This window comes from Paenibacillus sp. HW567 (assembly GCF_000374185.1).
Classification (GTDB): domain Bacteria; phylum Bacillota; class Bacilli; order Paenibacillales; family Paenibacillaceae; genus Paenibacillus_AQ.
Genome location: NZ_KB910518.1, coordinates 234,802 through 256,830 on the forward strand (window position 1 = coordinate 234,802; position 22,029 = coordinate 256,830).

A 22,029-nucleotide genomic window follows, 5' to 3' on the forward strand; every position below is an offset into this window, starting at 1 on the left:
ACCTTTTTAATGATTTTATTATGTTCAACTTATATAGCAGAGAGAGAAGGTTCCATTCAAAGAGGGGAGATAATCATGTTGAAGTATGGAAAATACATGCTGGCTTCGTTAGGTTTCACATTGGTCCTGGCCGGCTGCGGACAAGGAAACAACAACAGTAACAGTACAGCGGGGAGCGGGGGGAGTTCCGGCACGGAAGAGTTAGCGGCACCGGCAAGCGCTGCTCCCGCAAGCGCTGCTCCGGCTGCCAAGGAGCCGGTTGAAATCTCTTTTTATTATCCGGTAAATGTAGGAGGGCCGCTCACAAAGGTTATCGACGGTATGGCGGATTCCTTCATGGCAAAGTTCCCTGACATTAAGGTCAAGCCGGTCTACACGGGGAATTACGGTGACAATACGGTTAAGATTCAAGCCGGAGTGCAGGCCAAGCAGCCGCCGGATGTGGCGGTAATGATGTCTACCGAGCTGTACAGCATGCTGGACATGAACGCGATTATTCCGCTGGATGATTTCATTGCGAAGGATGCGGATTATCAAAAAGATGATTTCTATCCCGCCTTCGTGGAAGATACGCAAGCTGATGGACATACGTATAGCGTCCCATTCCAGCGGAGTACAATTATTCTGTACTACAACAAGGATATGTTCAAGGCTGCCGGTCTCGATCCGAACAAACCGCCTACAAATTGGGATGAACTGGTGCAGTATGCGCAGAAGCTGAACCGGGACGGGCATGCAGGACTGGAGATTCCGGGCAATGATGATTCTTATTGGATGTTCCAGATGTTGGCCCGCCAGATTGCGAGCGATCCGAAGCAGAGTATTATGGGGGACGATGGCAAGAAGGCAAACTTTAATACACCGGAGAACGTTGAGGCCCTGCAGTTCTGGCTTGATCTGTCGCATAAGTATAAGGCCATGCCGGAAGGTGTCATTGATTGGGCGGCTACGCCGACCGACTTCATTGCAGGCAAAACAGCGATGATGATGCACACCAGCGGTAATCTGACGAATGTGAAGAATAATGCAAAATTCGATTTCGGGGTAGCTTTTTCTCCGGCCAAAAAGCAATACGGCTCACCTACGGGCGGGGGCAACCTGTATATCTTCAAGGATACGAGTCCTGAGAAGCAGGCGGCCGCCTGGGAATTTGTTAAATACATGACGGCACCGGAGCAGGCCGCATTATTCAGCTCCTCTTCCGGTTATGTCGGAGTGCGCAAATCCGCTTATGATACAGCAGCGATGAAGAGCTACACCGAGAGCTTCCCGCAAGCTCTTGTAGCACGCGATCAATTGCAATATGCGTTCCGTGAGCTCTCAACGCACAATCACGGCAAGGTGTCTTCGGCGCTGACGAACCAGATTCAATCGGCACTTGCGGGTAAGGTAGATGCAGCGGGCGCACTGAAGCAGGCGCAGGAGGAAGCAGACCGCGCACTGGCCCCATTTAACAAATAAGGCCGCTGCGGCTAAATTGCAGGGCTTCGATTTCTGGAAATATAAGGATGTATATGTTTCACGCTATTAATCATCCTTCTATTTCTCGCTGAAACGGATGCCGCCTCTGCCAGAGGACGGCGTAGCCGTTTCTACTTGGCCCGGCGGGATGCGCTTGTACAGAGCCTCCCGCCGGTATTTCTGTACATGCAAGCCCGGCTCATAGATAGAGGCTATAAGGAGGAGAACACCTGCATGAATATCCAATGGGGCAAAAAGCTTAGGCGGAACGGACTCGGCTGGGGGCTTGTATTGCCTTCACTGTTATTTCTGTGTATGTTCACTTATTATCCGATGCTCAAATCAGCATGGCTCAGTCTTTTTGAGCAAAATTTGGCTGTCCGCAGCCCCGTATTCGTAGGCTTGGATAACTATAAGGCGTTGCTGCATGATCCGGTTTTTGCTGAAGTATTCCGGAATAATATCTGGTTTGCCATTGGCACGGTACCAGTCTCTATGGTGCTTGCCTTCCTGATGGCGTTGTTTGCGGATAAAGCAATCCGGGGAAGGGGGCTGATCCGCATTGCCTTTTTCTACCCGAATATGATTCCGATGATTGCTGCAGCCAGCATCTGGCTGTTCCTATATATGCCTCAATTCGGCTTATTTGCTCAGTTAGCGTCCTGGTTTGCGGGCAGTGAGGTTAACCTGCTTGGGAATCCCAATACGGTGCTTGGGTCTCTGGTGGTAATGACCATTTGGAAGGAAGCCGGTTATTTCATGATATTTTACCTGGCCGGGCTGCAGCAAATTCCCAAGGATCTTTATGAATCGGCCTCGGTAGACGGAATCGGGACATGGGCGCAGCACTGGAAAATTACGCTGCCGCTCACAATGCCCACTACGTTATTTGTCGCGGTTGTGGCAGTTACGAACGCCTTCAAGTGGGTTGACCATCTCTGGATCATGACCAAGGGCGGGCCGGATCATGCGAGCAGCCTGCTGCTGTATTACATTTATGAGACAACGTTCAATTTCAATGATGAAGGAATGGCGGCAGCGATGACTGTTGTGATGATTGTCCTGCTGCTTATTATATCCTGCCTGCAATTTGCCGGATGGGAACGCAAGATTCATTACCAGTAACCTAAGGAGGAGATGGGTAACATGAAAAATTCTGCAGAACTCCTCCTGCCTGCGAATCAGCAGCGTGAGCGGAAGAGAAGAGCACAGAGGCTTCAGCCGGCGCGCCGCCGGATGACCGGAACTGTGCTGTGGCAGACGGTCATGCTGGGGTGTGCGGCTGCATGGCTGATTCCGCTGCTGTGGGTGCTGCGCAACGCTTTTTTACCAAAAGGGACCTCGATTGGGGCGGGCTGGTCCTGGACTTTCACATTCGATAATTTCATACATGTATGGCAAAGCGCACCGTTTGGGCAGTACTTCTGGAATACGCTGCTTGTGACCACAGGAATATTCGCGGTGCAGATTTTTACACTGACGCTGGCTGCCTTTGCGTTTGCCCGTGTGCCCTTTGCCGGACGAAACGTTGTGTTCATGCTGTTTCTTGTACAGATTATGGTTCCGCAGGATGTGCTCATTTTCTCCAATTACCAGATTATCAATGAGATGGGCCTCCTGGATACGAAAATTGGTATTATGCTTCCTTATTTTGCTTCGGCTTTTGGGGTGTTTCTGCTTCGTCAGGCATTCAAACAGCTTCCAAATGAACTGGAGGAGGCGGCCCGGATGGAAGGCTGCTCAACGCTGGGTATGCTGTTCCGTATTTATATGCCCTTGGCGAGACCGGTGTATCTCTCGTTCGCAATAGTATCCATCAGCTTCCATTGGAATGACTTTCTGTGGCCGCTTATTGTAACGAATTCACCGGAGAACCGCCTGCTGACAGTGGGGCTGGCCATGTTTGCCAAATCAACGGAGGCGGGAGCGCAGTGGACGGATGTCAGCGCAGCCACCTTGATTGTGACCACACCTATGATCGTTGGATTTTTGCTGTTTGAGCGGCAATTTATCAGCAGTTTTATGCATGCCGGTATTAAAGGGTAAGGGGGATTCTTAATGAAACTGATGATTATGGGCGATTTGCATTATCCGGGAGAACTGGTCGATGCCGATGACAGGATGAATGAAGCAAGGGATACTTTTTTTGGACAATATTTACAAGAGTTTCTGGCAGCGGAGGCTGACTATTATATCTCTGTCGGCGATCTCACTCATGCCGGTTCGGCTTCTGAGTTCAAATTCATTATGCAAAATGTAGAACAAGCACTTCCGGACAGCCCCGGCCGCTTCCTGTATGTCTTGGGCAACCATGATACACACGCCTGCTCCAAGACGGATATTCAGAATTTAACGGGCCAGCCCCGGTATATGGCTATCGAAGAGGCTGAAGCCGTTATTCTCTTGCTGGATACAGCCCGGGAAACTCCCGAAGACTGGAGCGGCGCTATTGATGAAGATCAGCTCGAATGGCTCCGCAGCCAGATGACGCAATATGGACATAAACCGCTTCTCGTATTCGCGCATCATCCGGTTTATAACACAACCGCCAGGTCGACAGAACCTATGATGTCTCTTGAGCCGGATCTGGATTTATTGTCTATTCTCGATAAGCATCAAGGACCGGGAATTTTCTTCAGCGGCCATAATCATGTCCGTTCCATGATCCGGCGGGGAAGTTGGAGCTTCGTACAAACTACGGCAGTGCCCGATGCTCCTGAGGCTACGGTCATCAATCTGCAGGGCGAAGATATCCGCATTGAAACTGTGCAGTTATGTGCTGCCCAGTACAGGGAACTGGCGGAGATTTTTGTCAAAAGCATGTATGACTACGATCCCCGGCCGTATGTGGAAGAAGAAGCGATAGAGGAGGGAAGCGCATGACCCGAAAGCGTGTCAGACTGGCCATTGTGGGAGGCAACCGGGGAGCGAGCTTTCTGAACGCTTTGCAGGCCATGTCCGATAGGATTGACCTCACGGCGACCTGCGATTTGAACGAGCTGGTGCTGAACCAGTGGAAGGAGATATTTCCTGAAATCCGCACCTATCATGACTATTCCCATATGCTGCAGGATTCTTCAATTGATGCTGTATTCGTAATCAGTCCCATGCACTTGCACGCCCGTCATTCCATAGAGGCCTTAAACGCAGGAAAACATGTATTAAGTGAGGTTATTGCCGTTCAATCGCTTGAAGAAGCCTGGGAATTGGTCGAGACTGTGGAGCGTACCGGGCTGAAATATATGATGTCGGAAAATTATTGTTTCTCCAGGTCAAATTTAATGGTGAAGCATATGACAGAGCAAGGCTTGTTCGGCGAGATCACCCATGTAGAGGGAGGATACATTCACGATCTGCGCCATTTGATTCACCACCCGGACGGCTCGCTTACCTGGCGCGGCCACCTTCACCAAAATTATAACGGGGTCAACTATCCCACTCATTCTATCGGTCCCGCCGCCCAGTGGATTGATATTAACAAGCCCGGCGGGGATCGGCTGAAGAGTATTTCCACCCATGTCTCCAAATCGAGAGCACTGCAGGAATATTTCAGCGGGCACTATGGCAAGGACCATCCGGCGTCCCGTGAAGGCTTCTGGCGGCAAGGCGATTCTGCTGTAGCGGCCCTGATGACGGAGAATGGCGTGCTGATCACGATCCGTGTGGATTGGACCTCTGTCCGGCCGCATAACAAAACGCAGTATATGCTGCAAGGGACTAAGGGAGCTTATTTATCGGCGCGGCATCCGAATGAAGATGATTTGATCTGGCTGCAGGACCGCTCGCCGCTGGACGGAGAGAGCGGAACGGAAATGTGGGAGCCGATGTCCAGCTACCAGCCGGAGTACGATCATCCGAAATGGAAGCAATGGGGAACCTTTGCCGCCGGTACGAAGCATGGCGGAGGAGATTTCCTTGTGCTCGAAGAGTTCATCTCGGCGATACAGGAGGACCGGACCCCATTGGTAGATGTATACGATGCAGTTACCTGGAGCGCAGTCTTCTTCCTCTCTATGGCATCTGTACAGGCAGGCGGGAATCCGGTCGCTTTTCCCGATTTCAAAGCAGGAAGAGGGTTCGCCAGATGAGGGACGGGCACTCCAAGCTGGTCATGAAGAAGGAGTCGCTGGCAGAGCTGCCGCAGCTCATTATACCGGAAGGATACAGCTTGAGGTCATTTCAGCCTGTGGACGTGACCGAATGGGAACAACTGGTTCGGATTTCGTTCGCCAGAGAAATAGCGTTCGGCGACAAAATCGGATTTGAGCCGCCGTTTCAGCCGGAGAAGATTCTGTTTCTCTGCCGCGAAGGTCTTGCCGTCGCTACGGCGGTTGCGTGGGAGAAGCCGGAAGGCGATTCGCGGTGTGGATATTTGCATATGGTCGGCGCAATGCCGGGGCATTCGGGCAAGGGGCTTGGGTATGCTGTCGCATTGGCTGCGCTGCACCGGATGAGGGAAGAGGGCAAACAGGAGGCGATGCTGGAGACGGACGACTTCCGGCTTGCCGCAATTCGGATTTATCAAAAATTAGGTTTTCATCCCGTCTACGCAGAGAAGGATCACCCAGCGCGGTGGATTCATATATTGTCACAATTGAAATCCTAATCAAAGGGAAACACCACAATAAAAAAGCCTATGGAAGCTTGGATATGAAGGGGAGCACTACCCCTGTACAAGCTTCTATAGGCTTCTATGGGCTTCTATGGGCTTATAAATTTATGCTATAGTGTAGACATCCATGCCGCTCTTTCGCGGCACTTCAGACGATGAAATTTCATAGAAGACCCTCAATTTGGCTTCGCCAAATTCGAGGCTTCCATAACAATGTCCTCTGTTCGGACATCGTTATTTCAGGATAGATAAATCCTATTATGGGTTAAAACTCCAACTTCAGTAAGAGGGTATAGATCATGAAGGACCTGTACACAGTGGATAGTAGAATGGTTGTGCAAAAAATCATCAAAGGGTTCTCTATGTTTTCCATATTCACCACCATTCTTGGAAAGTACTCTGAGGATTCTCAAGCAATTGTATTTCTATCCCTTGTTGCTGTATTATTGCTCGGAAATGATTTTATCAGAGGCAAGTTTCAGAATCAGTCTAAGGTGCTGTGGTATGTATCTTTTATCGTCGCCAATATTTTAGCTGGTTTTTTGCTGTTTAAGGTTTACTGCATAGGCTCACAAATTTACATTATTATTTTACTTGTTGAAATCATTGTGAGCACAAAAAAAATTCCTATGTATGTATTATGCTTACACTTTGCTATTTTTACGGTTTCGCTGATAGCAGATCATACTACACTTAAGGATATTTTGTCTTCATACTTAATAATTATCGCCATCGTCTACCTGTTCCGGAATGTATTGATTGAGAAAGCAAGAACCCAAGAACTAAATCAAGAATTACTCATTGCCAATACCACATTGCAGGAGTACTCGGATAAGATTCAGGAGCTGACCATCTCCAAAGAAAGAACGAGGATCGCCCAAGAGCTTCACGATTCGCTTGGACATTATCTGATAGCCTTAAATATGAATCTGGAATATGCCAGTACAATTGTGGATGTGGAGCCAGGTAAGGCAAAGTTAGCGCTGAACAAATCTCATGAGCTTACCAAGGAGTGTATTATCGACCTTCGGAAAACGGTAGCTCTTCTGGCGGAGGATCAATCTTCTAAGAAACTTCTGCAGTCCCTTCATGAGATCTTTGATAACTTCCTTGAAACGAATAAAATTCAATTCGAACTGAATATGGATGTAGATATTGAATATGTGGATTCTGATATCAAAAATTGTATTTACAAAACTGTGCAGGAGTCTATCACGAATGGCATTAAGCATGGGGAGGCCACACATTTCTCCATTGAAATTCATAAATTATCCGATCAAATCTCAGTGCTCATTCATAATAATGGGGCAGCTTGTACGGAGATTATTAAGTCGAAGGGAATTCAAGGAATGGAAAAGAGGATCACAGCCCTGGGGGGAACGGTTGATTTTTGTTCAAGCATATCTTCAGGATTTAGAGTTGAGGCCAGTATTCCTAAAATTTTTTGTTGATTTCGATGTTAAGAAGGAGGCACCTGTATGGTGAAAATTATTATAGTGGACGATCAGCAAATTGTCCGGGAAGGCTTGAAAATGATTCTTAGCCTTCACGAGGAGATCAATGTTATCGGAGAAGCATCCAATGGAGAAGAAGCATTGGAGCTTCTCAAATACACTTCCCCTGAGGTTGTTCTAATGGATATAAAAATGCCGGTAATGAACGGAATCGAAGCTACCAAATTAATGAAAGCCAAATACCCTGAGATCAAGGTTATCATTCTTACCACTTTTAATGACAGTGAGTATATTTTTACAGGCCTTAAGAATGGGGCAGATGGATATATTCTTAAAGATTCGGGCTCCCAGGAGATTATTTATTCTATTAAAACCGCTTGTGAGGGGAACATCTTATTAAATCCCAAGATTACACGGGAAGTAGTAAACGCACTGAATTCTGTGAAGCATACTGGTGCAGAGATCGCAAAAAATGAGCCGATTCTGCAGTTGCTTACGCCGCGTGAGCTTGAAGTTGCCAAGTGCATCATGGAAGGCAAAAGTAATAAAGAGATCAGCAGCGACTTATTTATTACGGAAGGCACTGTGAAAAATTATGTCTCGCGGATGCTGGAAAAACTTGAGCTGAAGAATAGAACGGAATTAACCTTATGCCTGCAAAAATCACTGTAATTCTCCCCTCATATAATTTATCTCCTCAACTACAGCAATCTCGCTTACGCTATGCCGTCCCGACAGTCAGTCTGTTGCACAGACTACAGACTCCGGGCGGCATATTTTTTTTGTCTCCATATGACTAAAGTAATTATCGAATTGATAACTAAAGTACTACTCAGATTAAGTACTATAGTAAATTTTTTGAAAATGGATGTGGAGTTAGAATGAATTCAGAAACAAGAAATAAGCGAGGAGTGCTTTGCCGATGCTTGAATTAACAAATTTGACCAAAAAATATAATGATATCACTGTGGTTAATGATATTTCGTTGCATGTGAAGCGTGGGGAGATATTTGGTTTGTTAGGTCCTAATGGAGCCGGAAAGTCGACGACCGTATCTATGATCAGCACAGTTCTTACACCAACCAGCGGCAGTATAACCATTGATAACAAGTCCCTTAGGGAGAAACCTATGGATATTAAAAAAATCATGGGGATTGTGCCGCAGGATTTAGCGTTGTACCAAGCCTTAAGCGCCAAGGAGAATCTGGAGTTCTTCGGAAGCTTATATGGACTTACCGGGAAAAGACTTAAAGACAGAACCAACGAAGTATTGGAAATCATTGAATTACAGGATAAGAAAAATCAGGATGTGGCCGAGTTCTCGGGAGGGATGAAACGCCGGGTTAATATTGGAGTTGCGCTTATGAATGATCCCAAATTATTAATCCTGGATGAACCTACAGTAGGCATTGATCCTCAATCCCGAAATCATATCCTGGAGACGGTGAAAAAATTAAATCAAGACAGGGGTATGACGGTGATCTATACAAGTCACTACATGGAGGAGGTGGAGTACTTGTGCAAGAATGTTGCCATCATTGATCACGGTTCCTTGATCGCGCGGGGAACAAAAGAAGAATTAAAACAAAGCCTGGCGGCATGTGACACGTTGACCGTGAATTACAGCGAAGCGAGTGACGGCGCACTTGAGCAGCTAAACGGGATTCCCGGTATTTCCAAGGTAACTATAGAGGGGAATCAAATCAGTATGCTGGTCTCCACGAATGATAAGAATGTGATTGAAATTGTAGATGAGATCAAAAAATTAGGAATTAGACTCACCAGCTTCAAATATGAGGAAGTAAACCTGGAAAGTATTTTTCTGCAGATAACAGGCAAGGCCTTAAGGGGGTAGTGAGGGGGTGATATTTTGAGAAAGCTATTACGTTTATTTCTGTTGGATCTGCGGCTGCTAACTAAAAATAAAACATTTTATCTAAAGCTTATTCTGTTCCCATCCATTTTAATTCTCATTCTGGGTACGGTATTCAGTGATTCGAGTTCCCAAATCAAGACCTTTGATGTAGCTTTTTATAATTCAGATAAAGGCATTGCTGATGGGGCGCATCTTGTTTCCTTGGGGAACGTCTTAAGAGACAACGTATTTAAACAAGAGGATCTGGAGAACATCATTCATTTAAAAGAAGCCTCCAGTTATGAGCAGGGCAAGCGGCTACTCCAAAACGGTCAAGCTGCAGTATTTGTATACGTACCGGAAAGCTTCACTAAAGCTGCAATGAACAATGAAAAAACGAATATCGTCCTGATCGGTGACAACGACAAGCCTTTGGATAAAGAAATCGTTGCGACTATTCTGAATCGCTTCAATGCAAGTGTCAGGACAATGAATGTTGAACAAAGGACGATTCTTCAGACTATAGGCAGTAAAGGCGGTGCTCATCAAGACAGCATGGATAAGGTGATGAGCCAAATATCGGGCAATAAGGAGCTCAGCCTTAAAATACTAGAAGTGCCAACTAATAAATCAGCTATACCGATAGATGCCATGCAGTATTATTCGATCGCTATGGTAGTTATGTTCTCCATTATGACGGCGTTTGTGCTGGTTCACAGCATAGTGGACGAGAAGCAGAACCATACCCTGTTTCGAATCCAATCAACACCTACATTAAATATACAGTACGTGCTGGGCAAGCTTTTTGGGATTATTTTATCGGTGGTTATTCAAATGATCATTGTGATCATTATTAGCCGCGTGGTGTTCCAGATGAAATGGGGGAACCTTTTTGACCTCCTTGTGATTACAATTGTTTATGCTTTTGCCATTGGCAGCATTATTCTGCTATGGGGCTTTACTGCGAAAGACCATGTGACTGTTTCCAGCTTGGCTTCTCCTGTGCTGTACATTTTCAGCTTTTTGGGCGGGAGCTTTGTCAATAAAAGCGGTTTGCCGGACAGCCTGCGCGTCATTCAGGAGATCATACCTAACGGTAAAGCTATAAATTCCTATTTAAAGGTATGCCAAGGGGTGGGCCTTGACGGCATGTATATGGATTTGTTGGAGCTTATAGGTATAGGACTGATATTTATTATCTTTAACATTATCGTATACAGTGGGAAAAGGTGGAATAAAAGTGCAATTTATAGTCATGGTAAAAAACCAGTTGAAACTGATGTTTCGAAATAGGATCGCGGTTTTTGTATCCATCGCGGTTCCCTTAATCCTGACCTTTCTGTTTTCCTTCTCACAGGGGAGCAGTCAGGAAAGCTTATATGTAGCTGATGTGGACCATAGTGTGTATTCGAATCAACTCATGGAGATGATCCAGAAACACAACCAGGTAAAAATTGTGCATTCCGATGAAGCTACTATCAAAAAAAAGGTCGATGATCAGGATATTTCCTTTGGTTTGGTTGTGAATCAGGGGTTCAGCACTCATTTATTATCTGGGGAAGATCTGCCTATTTACTTTGTACAAAATTATCAAAATGGCGAAGGGACTATTCTGGAAGAGATGATTACCAGTGAAGTAGGCACACTCCAAAAAGTAATTCACGACTCAAAAATCATCTCCAGCGGACTGAATGTAGACAGCTCAGAAATCACAACCAGCGTATTTAAAGGCATCAATGAGGCGTCGAATCTAACGATAGATGATCAAACATTAAGTAATGGAGAGAAGACCCATGACAATGCTACAGCGAGGTTAATCGGTTTTCTAGTCATGTTCATTTGGTTCGTTGTCATACAGGGATTGCGAACCTTAATTGATGAGAGAGAAAACAATACCTTTACCCGATTATTAAGCACACCCATTGATTATAAGAAGTATCTGCTGGCAAAAATGACGGCGACATATCTGTTTGGAGCTATTCATGTTCTGGTCATTTTGGCTGCAGGCAAGTATTTGCTTAAGGTTAGTATCGCAGACAACGCGCTTGCGGTCGGAGTTCTATTCGCTGCCTATTTATTTGCCCTGACCAGTATCACTATGATTGTCATACCCTTTATGCGAAACCAGAAACAGTTTACGTCTTCTGCTTCAATAATCATAGCTGTAACCGGGATGGTCGGCGGCTCCTTTTTCTCTATGGAAATGGCTCCAAAGTTCATGCGGGTGATCTCCAAGTTCACTCCCGAATCGTGGGCTATCCAATCCTTATCATCCGTTATTTTTGACCGTCAGCCAATTACGTCGGAGTGGGTCCCGCTAGTTGTGTTTGCAGGGATTGGAATTGTAGGCTTCGCAGCCGGTCTCATATTTATGAACAGAGAGCTTAAGGCAATGAAGGGCTAAAGGATAATTAAAATATGAATCGGGAAGTGATTAGGTTGGGTATAGTGGAGCTAATTGGGTTTGTGGAACTGATTGTTGGAATTCTGATTAACGTATTTATTGGAACACTTGGGCAGGCCATCTTTAGAAAAGATGACAGAAAGTCCAGAGTTATATTAAGAGTCATCGGCGTTTTCCTTATTATTAATGGGATTTCAAGAGCTTTTCATGTCTGATGAAGGTAACAAACAGCTCAAACAGCCCGCAAACCCTTGCTTTCCAAGCAGGAGGTTTACGGGCTGTTTGCATACGGCGAGCTTGCTTACGGAAGCTTGTTGCCTGCTGCGCGGTAGATTTCATACCATTCTTCTCTGGAGAGGGTAATGTCCGAAGCTTTGGCTATATCGAGCAGGCGGGCGGTATTGGTGGTGCCCACAATCGGCTGCATTTTAGCGGGATGTCTAAGGAGCCAGGCGATGGCAATGGCGGTATCGGCAACACCTTTTTCTCCGGCCAGACGTCCGATTACTTGATTCACTTCAGGGAACTTGTCGTTGCCCAGGAATACGCCTTCAAAAAAGCCGTACTGGAACGGGGACCACGGCTGAATGGTCATGTCATGCAGGCGGCTGTACTCCAGAATGCCTCCATCATGCACAACCGAAGCGGAGTTGGTCATGTTGACGTTGAAGCCGGAATCAATCATGCCTGTAACCATTACGCTAAGCTGCAGTTGGTTGAAGATCAGCTTTTGTTTGACATTTTTTTTGAGCAGCTCGATTTGCAGCGGGTTGAGGTTGCTGACGCCGAAATGCTTGACCATGCCTTTTTGCTCCAGGTAATCAAAGGCCGCAGCAACTTCTTCCGGCTCCATTAAGGTGTCGGGACGATGCAGCAGAAGCACATCTACATAGTCGGTCTTGAGGCGTTTCAGGCTATTCTCTACTGAATTCACAATATGCTCCTTGGAAAAGTCGAAAAAGCCCTGCCGGATGCCGCATTTGGTCTGAATCATCAATTGCTCGCGCATGCCGGAGCTGCTGGACAGAACGTCGCCAAATACCTCTTCGGCTTTGCCGGCAGCATATATATCTGCGTGGTCAAAAAAGTCGATCCCTGCCTCAAGCGCGCTGTGGATATGCACATCCGCCTCCTTGGGGGACAAGTCCGCAATCCGCATACAACCCAGTGAAATCTCAGCAACCTCGAGAGCGCCATTACCTGCGTTAATTCTTTTTACCATGAATGCTTCACTCCTTGAATGGAAGGTATGGTGTAAAGTGTAGACCTTAGAGTTAGGTGTAAGTCAATAGATTTGTTGGCAGGCTTTTAATAGACTCGCAATGGTGTTAATTTAATGATACAACTATATGCCGGGACCTGAGCGGCGGAAGTGGAGTGGTAGCTATATGGGTTACAGCATCAAAACAATAGCACAAAAAAGCGGATTAAGCCAATATACACTGCGTTATTATGAAAGAGAGGGAGTCCTGCCTGTCGTAGCACGGGATGAGCATGGCAATCGTTGCTTTCATGACGAGGATCTGGAGCTGATCTCGCTGATCTGCTGCCTGAAGGACACCGGAATGCCGATTGTGGAAATCAAGCAATTTATCGCTTTATCCCGGGAAGGGGTGGAGACGCTATCGGATCAACGAAAGCTGCTTCAGGCGCACAAGCTGCAAATTGACGAGAAGATTAAATTCTATCAGAGCTTTGCGCAAAAAATTGAGCATAAGATCGCTTATTTCGCTTCATTGGAGAGGGAGTCCCAAGAGCAAAGTGCAGGTAAGCAGGCAAGGTCGCTGGCAGAACGGGGACAGGGATAATGCAGCATTCTTGAAAATTTACGGTGTGATTATTATCGTTGATAATAAATAGGGGAAGAGAAAGGCTAATCTATGATTCTAGCCATAATTGAAGCATAAGCCAGATTGAATAAGGGAGTTTGCTAGAACTGGCATCAGCCCATCCCGTGTTTTGCTTGAGTTAGTACGGGCCTAAAGATGAAGGGTGCAGCAGAAAATAAGAAGAAGCGAGTAAAATAAGAGAGGGAAGATTCAGGAGTATAATCAAATGTTATGTTAGTTAATATAACATATATTTTGACTTTTCTTTGACAAACAACCTTTCTATATTGACGAAAGAGATCGTGATGTTATGATATAGGTAATTAAAGCAAAGCGCTTAAGAATTAGTGTTATATAATGTAACATACAATATTCTGAAGTGCGTGCTGATAAGATGGACTAACAGGATAAGCTCTTGTATAAGCTCAATAATTTGGTTTGAGCGTTTCGACCAGGCGACCGTAAATTGCCCCAGGCTACAAGAGGTATAGGATAGGGATTGCTGTTCGCTGATCTGATCTGGCGGACAGGCGAATGCTTTCTGTCGTATACCTTTTGTGACCCGGGGTTTTTTGTTGTGTGCTGAAATCGGGAGAACAAATAATGAAGAAGAGGTGTGTATTTATGGGCTATGAACTGATCATCAAGAACGCTAACATTCCGCAAGGCGACAGACAGGTATTGACGGATATTTTGGTCGATAAGGGCGTTATCGTTGGATTTGCAAAGGATATTGCAGCGGAGGCCGAGCAGGTGATTGATGCCAAAGGCAAGCTGGTGCTGCCGGGAGTCATTGACTCACATACACACTTTAATGATCCGGGCTTTACGCACCGGGAAGATTTCGTTACCGGCACCAGCAGCGCCGCAGCCGGCGGAGTAACGATGATTGTTGACATGCCGTGCTGCAGCGTCCCATCGGTGCGCTCGGTGGAGAATCTGCACAATAAGCTGAATGCGCTGGAGGGCAAAGGGATTGTCGATTACGCCATGTGGGGCGGGATTACCGGCGAAGATGTGCGCAATGATGTGCTGAACATCGTGAAAGAGCAGGCCGCAGAGGGGGTTGTTGCTTTTAAAGTCTACATGACGCCGTCCGTGCCTTCTTATCCGCGTGTGACGGACCCGGAAATGCTTGAAGCGTTCTACGCGGTTGCGGAGACAGGAATGCCAATCGGAATCCACGCCGAGAATTATGCAATCTGCGATTACTATACCCAGAAGCTGAAGAAGGAAGGGCGTATGGATTATCCGGCTTGGGCGGAGGCGCGGAAGATTTTGGCGGAAAAAGCAGCCATTCAGCTCGGCATAAGTTTCTCGGAGGAAACAGGGGCGCGTCTGCATATTGTTCATATGAGCACGGCGGCAGGCAACCAACTGATCAAGGAAGCGAAGCTTAAGGGTGTAAAAGTGACTGCGGAATCCTGTCCGCACTATCTGACCCTGAACGCGGTGGAGGCGATGACGGAGTTTGGCACGTTTGCCAAAATTGCGCCGCCGCTGCGCCGCACGGAAGATAATGAAGCGCTCTGGCAGGGCCTCGTGGATGGAACGATTGACTTCATGGCAACGGACCATGCTCCATATGAGATAGCCACGGAAAAGGATGCGCCCGGCATGGATGTCTGGACCTCGTTCCCTGGCATTCCGGGGGTAGAAACACTCGTTCCAATCATGATCAGTGAAGGCTACAACAAGGGCCGGCTCAGTCTGTCCCGGCTGGTAGAGCTGCTGTGCACCAATCCTGCGGTTCATTATGGCCTGTATCCTAAGAAAGGCGCGCTGGAAATTGGCACGGATGCCGACTTTACGATTGTGGATCTGGAGAAGGAATGGACGGTCGACAAGGATAAAATGCACTGCAAGCCGAAATACACGCCGTTCCACGGCATGAAGCTGAAGGGGAAAGTCGATAAAACCATTGTCAGAGGTACGCTGGTGTACGACGATGAGCTGGGAGTGGTCGGCAAGCCGGGCTACGGTGAATTTGTGAAACGTCAGAGTATCAGCGAGCTTCCGCGCATGCTGAAATACTAATTATTGAACTGAGAGGGAAGTGAATCCTATGGGCAAACATGCTGTTGTCATTATTGATATGCTAAATGATTTTATTCACCCGGATGGGGCGCTGACCTGTCCGAACGGTGCAGGGATTGTTCCGGCGCTGCAGGAGCTGATCGAATTCAGCCATGAGAACGACATCCAGGTGATCTTCGTGCAGGAGGCGCACCGCAAGAACGATGCCGACTTCAGAGTGCGCCCCATTCATGCCATCAAAGGAAGCTGGGGCTCGGATTTCATCGCGGAGCTGACGCCGCAAGAAGATAAAGGCGACTATATTGTACAAAAAAGACGCCACAGCGCCTTCAGCTACACTGACATGGATCTGTTCCTCCGTGAAGAAGGAATTGATACCGTCGTTGTCACCGGCGTATGGACGAATGTCTGTGTGCGCTCGACAGCATCCGATGCGATGTACCACACGTACAAGGTGATGTGCATCAGCGACTGCTGCGCGTCGAAGGATGAGGACATGCATATCTCGGGGCTGCGAGATATCGGAATCTTCGGACAAGTGGTAACCCTTGAGGAGTACAAGGAGAAGAACACTGTCGTGAAAGGCTGATGGAAGAGGAGATTCGGGGCATTAGCCGAGTGGTGAAAAGTAAAAGGGAGGCTCGGAGGCCGGGCTGCTGCTGGAAAGCTGAGTGAAAAAAGCTGAACGTTAAAAGCTGAGTGTCAAAAGCTGAGCGTTAAAAGTAAAACGTTCTATAAAGACTCTGTGTACCGCTGGATCAATGTCGGCGCACGAAGTTATTTATTGGGGAATTGCCCGATGTCGGAGGGGACTCGGAAACAACGGCAGAAATGCCGTTGCTAGGCGCGTTTTGGCTAGGATCGGTGAGAATAACGGCAGAAATGCTGTTGCTAGGCGCGTTTTGGCTAGGATCGGCGTGAACAACGGCAGAAATGCCGTTGTTAGGCGCACTGTGGCCGGAATCGGTGGGAACAACGGCAGAAATGCCGTTGTTAGGCGCGCCATGGCTGGGATCGGTGGGAACAACGGCAGAAATGCCGTTGTTAGGCGCGCCATAGCTGGGATCGGTGGGAACAACGGCAGAAATGCCGTTGCTAGGCGCGTTTTGGCTAGGATCGGCGTGAACAACGGCAGAAATGCCGTTGTTAGGCACATCATGGCCGCCTCAAATGTATGAAATTGTAAAAAACCAGTATTGTTCACCCAGGTTGCAATCTTGCACAGTGCGCTCCGTGGGGTGGAACCATTTACCGAGTCTCTGAACACAGGACCCTAGCCGATGTTGACCAAGGATAGCGGACACGAAATGCTGCTCAGATCCTTGGAGGATCGGCTGCTGCCGGCCATTCAGACTCCGAATAAGTATCCGTATGAATGTCCTGTGATTCTGGAAGTGCGGGAACGGGAGGGGCTACCGGAAATCCGTCAACGGATGTGGCGGAATAACGGAAAGGAGAAAATGAAAAACGGACCTTGCCCAGGATTGATTTCAGGAAAGCCAGCCAAGAAAACAGCAGCGGCTGTGAGGTTTCAGGCCAAGCAGGATTTACAGGCCATTGCCCGGAATAACAGGCAATGGCCTATTTGTGCGCAGACGTCAAGAAAAACGTTGGCGGTACTGGCGCGGGGAAATGCCTTCCAGCTTCAAGAAGCTGGAGCTGAAGTAGGGAGCCTGGTTGAAGCCGACCTCTTCGGCGATCCGCGCAATCGGGAAGCTGGTCTGCATCAGCAGCAGCTTGCTCTGCTCGATGCGGTAGCGGAGCAAATATTCCATCGGCGAGCAGCCGTATTCCCTGTTCATGCAGCGGGCGATGTAGACCGGATGGAAGTTGAGGCTGTCGCCCAGCCTGGCGGTGGTAATCTCCTCGCGGTAATGGGCGCGCAGGAAAGAAGCGGCTTGTTCAGCGCAGGCGGTGGACTGGGAGCCGGAACGGTTCTGGTTCATAGAAGCTGCAAGCTGTTGCAGAATTTCCTGGAAGAGGATCTGCTGCTTGAAGCGGACGGTGGTCAGGTGGGCGTTGCTCTTTAATTGCTCCAACTGCAGGAGCAGATCGTCTACTCTGGCGGGCTGGAGCAGGGTGATGAATTGGGACAAACGCAGGCTGAAGGGGCCGATGCCAAAATAGGCTGCGGGAAGCGGCTCGGCAGATACACTGGATTCTCCTGGTTTGCTGAGCGCGCGGGAGACATCAGTGTTGCCGGGTACGTTCAGCGCGGCAGATACACTGAGTTCTCCGGTTTCGCTCAGCGCTGCTTCGGATGATTCACTGGAGTGTTCCGCAGCCGCGCTGTCAACACTCCAGCTACCGAGGGTTTGAAAATGCAGCCAGGAATAGGCGGTATCCTCATGACAGCCCTCGGTTCCATAGTGGTGGCAGTCCGGGCGCAGGATTAGCGCCTCTCCGGCCCGTACTGCAAAGCGGCGGTCTTCTTCGCCGATGTAGAGGCAGCCCTGGCGAACGATCAGCAGATCGAATACCTGAAGGTGCTGGCGGTTCAGATGAAGATAACCAGGCTGGCATTGGTTAAGCCCGCTAATAATATAATGCGGCAGGGGCGGGATGGAAAATTCCAGGACATCCATTGAGCGTCCTCCTGAGTGAAGGTTGGAATATTGAAAGTTTAGGTTTCGGATGTGGTACATTTTCCAGAGTATATCACCTATAATTTAGTTCTGACAAGAGGATTTGCAAGGAAGCTTGTGCTCAAATACTACAGAGATGAACAGATAGGAAGGGTTGGTTTTGTGAAGCCGATAGCTGGAAAAGCCGGATTGTGGATGCTGGCCTGGCCGATTTTTATCGAGATTTTTCTGCAGACCCTCCTGGGGACAGTAGATACGGTCATGGTCAGCCGGATATCTGACGACGCGGTTGCGGTTGTCGGAATTTCTAATCAATTGTTCGGCGCGTTAATTACGCTCTTCACTACCTTGGCAGGTGGTGCGGGGATTCTGATTGCCCAGCGTCTTGGCTCCGGGCGGACAGAGGAGGCGCGCACAATAGCCATTATGGGGGTAACATCCAGCAGCCTGATGGGCGTCGGCGTCAGTATTCTGCTGCTCCTGTACTCCGACCCTATTGCACGGATGCTGAATATCTCCTCTGAGCTGCTGCCGCTTGCCCATGTCTATCTGACTTATGTGGGCGGGAGTTTGTTCATGATGGGCCTGACCGTTTCGCTGGGTTCAGCGATCCGCAATACCGGGAATACGCGGGGGCCCATGTATACTGGAGTAGCGGTAAATGTCATTCACATCGTTCTTAATTATATACTGATCTTCGGGGTGTTCGGACTGCCGGAGCTGGGCTTGGGCGGAATTGCACTGTCCAATATGATCAGCCGACTGCTGGGTGTGGGAATTCTGCTGTATATGTTCACCCGGTCTTTTGAGCATACGGTAAGATTACGGGATTTCCGGATTTTCAAGCGGAAGCTGTTCGGGGAAATTGTCCGCATCAGTTGGCCGCTGGGACTCAATTCCTCTTCATGGGTGGTTTCACAGCTTGTGGTTTATTCTTTTCTGGCGATGCTGGGTGCTAAAGAGCTGGCTGCCCGCACGTATCTGAATACGCTGGAGTCCTTCTGCTTCACCCTGGGTTATGCCGTGGCTATGGCCGGGCAGATTCAGCTTGCGCATCTTTTTGGCGCCGGGAAGACCAAGGAGGTCTACAGAGGCGCTTACCGCACACTCTATATCGGGCTTGCCATTGTGGGCGCGAATGTGCTGCTGCTGTTCCTGTTCGGCAGAACGCTGCTGGGCTTTTTCACCAAGGATGAGGCGATTATCTCAATTGGCGTATCTCTGCTTGCGTTGAATCTGCTGCTGCAGCCCTGCAAAATGCTAAACATGGCTATGGGCAATTCCCTTAATGCGATCGGCGATACCCGCTATACGATGTATGTCTCCATTTTCTCCATGTCGCTCATCGGGGTGGGGTGCTCCTACTGGCTGGGCATCGGGGCAGGGTGGGGGCTTACCGGTATTTACTGCTGTATGATTGCCGATGAAGCAACCCGGGGGCTGCTGGTGCTGCTGCGCTGGCGGAAGCGGAAGGTGCTGCGCAAGGTGGAAGAGCAGGCGGAAGCACAGCAGCCTGTGCTGAGTGAGCCGTTTAGCGGAACTCTTTTCATGGAATCCTAGAAAATATAAAGCTGTCTGCCCGTGTGCAATGCCCCGGAGCTGTCCTGAAACAGGAGAGTTTACGGGGTTTTTTGCTGTCTGATATTCATTAACTGCACAAAGGTTGGAATTGTTCACTGACCAATTAACCACATAATACAGGAATACCCTCAAGCTGCACTGTTCACGGGCCGAGGTTGTCTTCTATACTCAAAACATACATTGGACGGAGCGCTGAACGCAGCCAGAGTGTCCAAGCGGAGGCGGAAAGCGGGTGCCGCCGCAACGCAACTTATATAGATAGGAGAGTGAAGGCTTTGAGACACCGCAAACGCAACACCGGAACACCGCTCGCCATAGAGCTTCCCCTTAAGGGAGCGGGGCAGTTGCCGTCAGAAATGGGGTCAGGGTTAAAGAAGAAAAAGAAAGGCTTCCTGCATGAGCTGGTGCATAACCGGGTTCTTTTCCTGATGCTGTTGCCTACATTATTGTTCTTTCTGGTAAACTCGTACTTCCCGATGGTCGGTGTGTATTATGCGTTTACCCAATTTGATTTTAATTCCGGACTGTTCGATTCGCCTTTTGTGGGATTGAAAAACTTCGAATTTCTCTGGAAATCCGGCACGCTGGTGAAGCTTACCTTGAATACGATCGGCTACAACCTGGCCTTTATTCTGCTGGGGAATATACTCGCTATCGTCTGTGCGATTCTGCTCAGTGAGCTGCGGGTGAAATGGTTCAAAAAGCTGACCCAATCCATCATGTTCCTGCCGTATTTCGTATCCTTCGTTATTCTGAGCGTTATCGTGTACAACATGTTCAATTATGATAACGGTTTCTTGAATACCTTGCTGGCACAGTTTGGCGCCGGCCCGGTGGATGTCTACAACAAACCGGTAATCTGGATCTTTCTGATCATCATGTTCTATCTCTGGAAAAATCTCGGCTACAGCATGGTCATCTATCTGGCGTCCATTACGGGAATCAGTGATGAATATTATGAAGCGGCGAAGATTGACGGAGCGCATATTTTCCAGCGGATCTGGTACATCACAGTGCCAATGCTGAAATCAACCTTTGTTGTGCTGCTGCTATTCTCGCTCGGAAGTATTATGAAGGGGCAGTTCGACCTCTTTTACCAGCTTATCGGCAACAACGGTGTGCTCTACAACACAACGGATATTCTGGACACGTACGTGTTCCGTTCGCTCAAGGTTACCTTTGACATCGGAATGGCGACGGCGGCCGGCCTGTATCAGTCCCTGTTCGGCTTCATTCTAATCATGACGGTCAATTATATTATCCGCAAAATTAATGACGACTACGCTTTGTTCTAGGAGGGGAAAAGAGTATGCATATCAAGGACGATAACTATACAAAGCTGCTGCAGGCGCTTGCGTACACGGTTATCATTATAGGCTCGCTGGCCTGTCTGATTCCGTTCCTGCTGATTATCTCGGCCTCCCTGTCTTCCAATGAATCAATCATTAAGGAAGGCTATCATCTAATACCGGCGGAATTCTCGTTTGAAGGGTACAAGACAATATTTACCTTCCCGGATGAGGTGCTGCGCGCTTATGGGGTTACTATTTTCACAACGGTGGTAGGCACGGCGCTGGGGTTGTTCTTTATGACAATGGCCGGATATGTGCTGGCCCGTAAAGATTTCAAGTACCGCAATAGCTTCTCATTCTACATCTACTTCACAACCCTGTTCGGCGGGGGGCTGGTGCCTTGGTACATTATGATCACCAAATACCTGCATCTGACGGATTCGTATGGAGCTTTGATTTTTCCGGGGCTAATGACCCCGTTCCTGATTATTCTGATGAAGAATTTCATCCGCTCGGCCGTTCCTGAGGAGCTGTTCGAATCCGCCAAGATCGACGGGGCCGGTGATTTCAAAATCTATTGGAGGATTGTCCTCCAGCTCTCGATGCCCGGCATCGCCACCGTCGGCCTGTTTCTTGCCCTGGCTTACTGGAACGACTGGTTCTCGTCTTCGCTGTTCATCAATGATCCGCATAAGTATCAGTTGCAGTTCCATTTGTACAATGTTATCAACTCCGCAGCTTTCATTGCCAACATGGGCGCCGGTACCGGTGTCAGCCTGGGCAGCGATTTGCCTACAGAGTCAACGAAGATGGCGATGGCTATCGTCGTTACCGGACCGATCCTGTTCTTGTACCCGTTCATTCAGCGTTATTTCGTAAAAGGTCTGACGATCGGGGCTGTGAAAGGTTAGAACCAAAT

20 protein-coding genes and 1 riboswitch are annotated in these 22,029 nt (G+C 48.3%); of the genes, 17 read left to right on the forward strand and 3 right to left on the reverse strand.

Annotated elements, in window-relative coordinates; genetic code table 11:
- Nucleotides 1-75: 75 nt before the first annotated feature.
- From B212_RS0101290 to B212_RS0101340, 11 genes are all read left to right on the forward strand, one after another.
- On the forward strand, nucleotides 76-1,461 hold the full coding sequence (locus B212_RS0101290; protein ID WP_019908444.1) for an ABC transporter substrate-binding protein: 1,386 nt from the start codon (nucleotides 76-78) through the stop codon (nucleotides 1,459-1,461).
- Nucleotides 1,462-1,695: 234 nt separating this feature from the next.
- Nucleotides 1,696-2,586 carry a carbohydrate ABC transporter permease gene (locus B212_RS0101295; protein WP_019908445.1) on the forward strand — a complete coding sequence of 297 codons (891 nt, stop codon included), beginning with the start codon at nucleotides 1,696-1,698 and terminating at the stop codon, nucleotides 2,584-2,586.
- 21 nt (nucleotides 2,587-2,607) lie between these two features.
- Nucleotides 2,608-3,507, forward strand: a complete 900-nt coding sequence (locus B212_RS0101300) for an ABC transporter permease subunit (RefSeq protein WP_019908446.1) — start codon at nucleotides 2,608-2,610, stop codon at nucleotides 3,505-3,507.
- A 12-nt stretch (nucleotides 3,508-3,519) separates the two neighbouring features.
- Entirely contained in the window at nucleotides 3,520-4,344 is an 825-nt protein-coding gene (locus tag B212_RS30495) for a metallophosphoesterase family protein (protein WP_019908447.1), read from the forward strand.
- Nucleotides 4,341-5,549: a Gfo/Idh/MocA family oxidoreductase gene (locus B212_RS0101310; protein ID WP_019908448.1), complete on the forward strand. Its 1,209-nt coding sequence runs from the start codon at nucleotides 4,341-4,343 to the stop codon at nucleotides 5,547-5,549. Before B212_RS30495 ends, B212_RS0101310 begins: the two co-directional genes overlap by 4 nt.
- Complete coding sequence (locus B212_RS0101315; protein ID WP_019908450.1) at nucleotides 5,546-6,067, forward strand: GNAT family N-acetyltransferase; 522 nt, start codon at nucleotides 5,546-5,548, stop codon at nucleotides 6,065-6,067. Before B212_RS0101310 ends, B212_RS0101315 begins: the two co-directional genes overlap by 4 nt.
- A gap of 305 nt (nucleotides 6,068-6,372) precedes the next feature.
- A complete protein-coding gene (locus B212_RS0101320) occupies nucleotides 6,373-7,524 on the forward strand; it encodes a sensor histidine kinase (RefSeq protein WP_019908451.1) in 1,152 nt (383 codons plus the stop codon).
- Nucleotides 7,525-7,554: 30 nt separating this feature from the next.
- Nucleotides 7,555-8,199, forward strand: a complete 645-nt coding sequence (locus B212_RS0101325) for a response regulator (RefSeq protein WP_028530537.1) — start codon at nucleotides 7,555-7,557, stop codon at nucleotides 8,197-8,199.
- A 250-nt stretch (nucleotides 8,200-8,449) separates the two neighbouring features.
- On the forward strand, nucleotides 8,450-9,382 hold the full coding sequence (locus tag B212_RS0101330) for an ABC transporter ATP-binding protein (RefSeq protein ID WP_019908453.1): 933 nt from the start codon (nucleotides 8,450-8,452) through the stop codon (nucleotides 9,380-9,382).
- A gap of 15 nt (nucleotides 9,383-9,397) precedes the next feature.
- Complete coding sequence (locus tag B212_RS30500; RefSeq protein WP_019908454.1) at nucleotides 9,398-10,675, forward strand: ABC transporter permease; 1,278 nt, start codon at nucleotides 9,398-9,400, stop codon at nucleotides 10,673-10,675.
- Entirely contained in the window at nucleotides 10,623-11,786 is a 1,164-nt protein-coding gene (locus B212_RS0101340; protein ID WP_019908455.1) for an ABC transporter permease, read from the forward strand. Before B212_RS30500 ends, B212_RS0101340 begins: the two co-directional genes overlap by 53 nt.
- 301 nt (nucleotides 11,787-12,087) lie before the next feature.
- On the opposite strand, the gene B212_RS0101350 is transcribed toward B212_RS0101340, so the two are convergent.
- Nucleotides 12,088-13,008, reverse strand: coding sequence for an aldo/keto reductase (locus B212_RS0101350; RefSeq protein ID WP_019908459.1), 921 nt, complete (start codon nucleotides 13,006-13,008; stop codon nucleotides 12,088-12,090).
- Between the two features lie 166 nt (nucleotides 13,009-13,174).
- Here B212_RS0101350 and B212_RS30505 point away from each other — a divergent pair, with 166 nt between their 5' ends.
- From B212_RS30505 to B212_RS0101365, 3 genes are all read left to right on the forward strand, one after another.
- Nucleotides 13,175-13,594 (forward strand): MerR family transcriptional regulator, encoded by a 420-nt coding sequence (locus B212_RS30505; protein WP_019908461.1) that lies wholly within the window; start codon nucleotides 13,175-13,177, stop codon nucleotides 13,592-13,594.
- Between the two features lie 416 nt (nucleotides 13,595-14,010).
- Nucleotides 14,011-14,114: riboswitch (purine riboswitch) on the forward strand.
- Nucleotides 14,115-14,218: 104 nt separating this feature from the next.
- A complete protein-coding gene (allB, locus tag B212_RS0101360) occupies nucleotides 14,219-15,652 on the forward strand; it encodes an allantoinase AllB (RefSeq protein WP_232231457.1) in 1,434 nt (477 codons plus the stop codon).
- 28 nt (nucleotides 15,653-15,680) lie between these two features.
- Nucleotides 15,681-16,241: a cysteine hydrolase family protein gene (locus B212_RS0101365; protein WP_019908463.1), complete on the forward strand. Its 561-nt coding sequence runs from the start codon at nucleotides 15,681-15,683 to the stop codon at nucleotides 16,239-16,241.
- Nucleotides 16,242-16,410: 169 nt separating this feature from the next.
- Here B212_RS0101365 and B212_RS34890 read toward each other — a convergent pair whose 3' ends face one another.
- Both B212_RS34890 and B212_RS0101375 read right to left on the reverse strand, forming a co-directional pair.
- Nucleotides 16,411-16,806 (reverse strand): hypothetical protein, encoded by a 396-nt coding sequence (locus B212_RS34890; protein WP_198015820.1) that lies wholly within the window; start codon nucleotides 16,804-16,806, stop codon nucleotides 16,411-16,413.
- 444 nt (nucleotides 16,807-17,250) lie between these two features.
- Nucleotides 17,251-18,237: a helix-turn-helix transcriptional regulator gene (locus B212_RS0101375; RefSeq protein WP_019908466.1), complete on the reverse strand. Its 987-nt coding sequence runs from the start codon at nucleotides 18,235-18,237 to the stop codon at nucleotides 17,251-17,253.
- Nucleotides 18,238-18,399: 162 nt separating this feature from the next.
- On the opposite strand from B212_RS0101375, the gene B212_RS0101380 reads away from it, so the two are divergent.
- From B212_RS0101380 to B212_RS0101390, 3 genes are all read left to right on the forward strand, one after another.
- Nucleotides 18,400-19,797 carry an MATE family efflux transporter gene (locus B212_RS0101380; RefSeq protein ID WP_019908467.1) on the forward strand — a complete coding sequence of 466 codons (1,398 nt, stop codon included), beginning with the start codon at nucleotides 18,400-18,402 and terminating at the stop codon, nucleotides 19,795-19,797.
- 377 nt (nucleotides 19,798-20,174) lie between these two features.
- Nucleotides 20,175-21,113, forward strand: coding sequence for an ABC transporter permease (locus B212_RS0101385; protein WP_084673384.1), 939 nt, complete (start codon nucleotides 20,175-20,177; stop codon nucleotides 21,111-21,113).
- A 14-nt stretch (nucleotides 21,114-21,127) separates the two neighbouring features.
- A complete protein-coding gene (locus B212_RS0101390; protein WP_019908469.1) occupies nucleotides 21,128-22,021 on the forward strand; it encodes a carbohydrate ABC transporter permease in 894 nt (297 codons plus the stop codon).
- The last annotated feature ends 8 nt before the right edge of the window (nucleotides 22,022-22,029 follow it).

Bases quoted from the DNA above. Each gene is read 5' to 3' on its own strand.
- B212_RS0101290 (WP_019908444.1), top strand. From the start codon at position 76: ATGTTGAAGTATGGAAAATACATGCTGGCTTCGTTAGGTTTCACATTG.
- B212_RS0101295 (WP_019908445.1), top strand. From the start codon at position 1,696: ATGAATATCCAATGGGGCAAAAAGCTTAGGCGGAACGGACTCGGCTGG.
- B212_RS0101300 (WP_019908446.1), top strand. From the start codon at position 2,608: ATGAAAAATTCTGCAGAACTCCTCCTGCCTGCGAATCAGCAGCGTGAG.
- B212_RS30495 (WP_019908447.1), top strand. From the start codon at position 3,520: ATGAAACTGATGATTATGGGCGATTTGCATTATCCGGGAGAACTGGTC.
- B212_RS0101310 (WP_019908448.1), top strand. From the start codon at position 4,341: ATGACCCGAAAGCGTGTCAGACTGGCCATTGTGGGAGGCAACCGGGGA.
- B212_RS0101315 (WP_019908450.1), top strand. From the start codon at position 5,546: ATGAGGGACGGGCACTCCAAGCTGGTCATGAAGAAGGAGTCGCTGGCA.
- B212_RS0101320 (WP_019908451.1), top strand. From the start codon at position 6,373: ATGAAGGACCTGTACACAGTGGATAGTAGAATGGTTGTGCAAAAAATC.
- B212_RS0101330 (WP_019908453.1), top strand. From the start codon at position 8,450: ATGCTTGAATTAACAAATTTGACCAAAAAATATAATGATATCACTGTG.
- B212_RS0101350 (WP_019908459.1), bottom strand. From the start codon at position 13,008: ATGGTAAAAAGAATTAACGCAGGTAATGGCGCTCTCGAGGTTGCTGAG.
- B212_RS30505 (WP_019908461.1), top strand. From the start codon at position 13,175: ATGGGTTACAGCATCAAAACAATAGCACAAAAAAGCGGATTAAGCCAA.
- allB (WP_232231457.1), top strand. From the start codon at position 14,219: ATGAAGAAGAGGTGTGTATTTATGGGCTATGAACTGATCATCAAGAAC.
- B212_RS0101365 (WP_019908463.1), top strand. From the start codon at position 15,681: ATGGGCAAACATGCTGTTGTCATTATTGATATGCTAAATGATTTTATT.
- B212_RS0101375 (WP_019908466.1), bottom strand. From the start codon at position 18,237: ATGGATGTCCTGGAATTTTCCATCCCGCCCCTGCCGCATTATATTATT.
- B212_RS0101385 (WP_084673384.1), top strand. From the start codon at position 20,175: ATGGGGTCAGGGTTAAAGAAGAAAAAGAAAGGCTTCCTGCATGAGCTG.
- B212_RS0101390 (WP_019908469.1), top strand. From the start codon at position 21,128: ATGCATATCAAGGACGATAACTATACAAAGCTGCTGCAGGCGCTTGCG.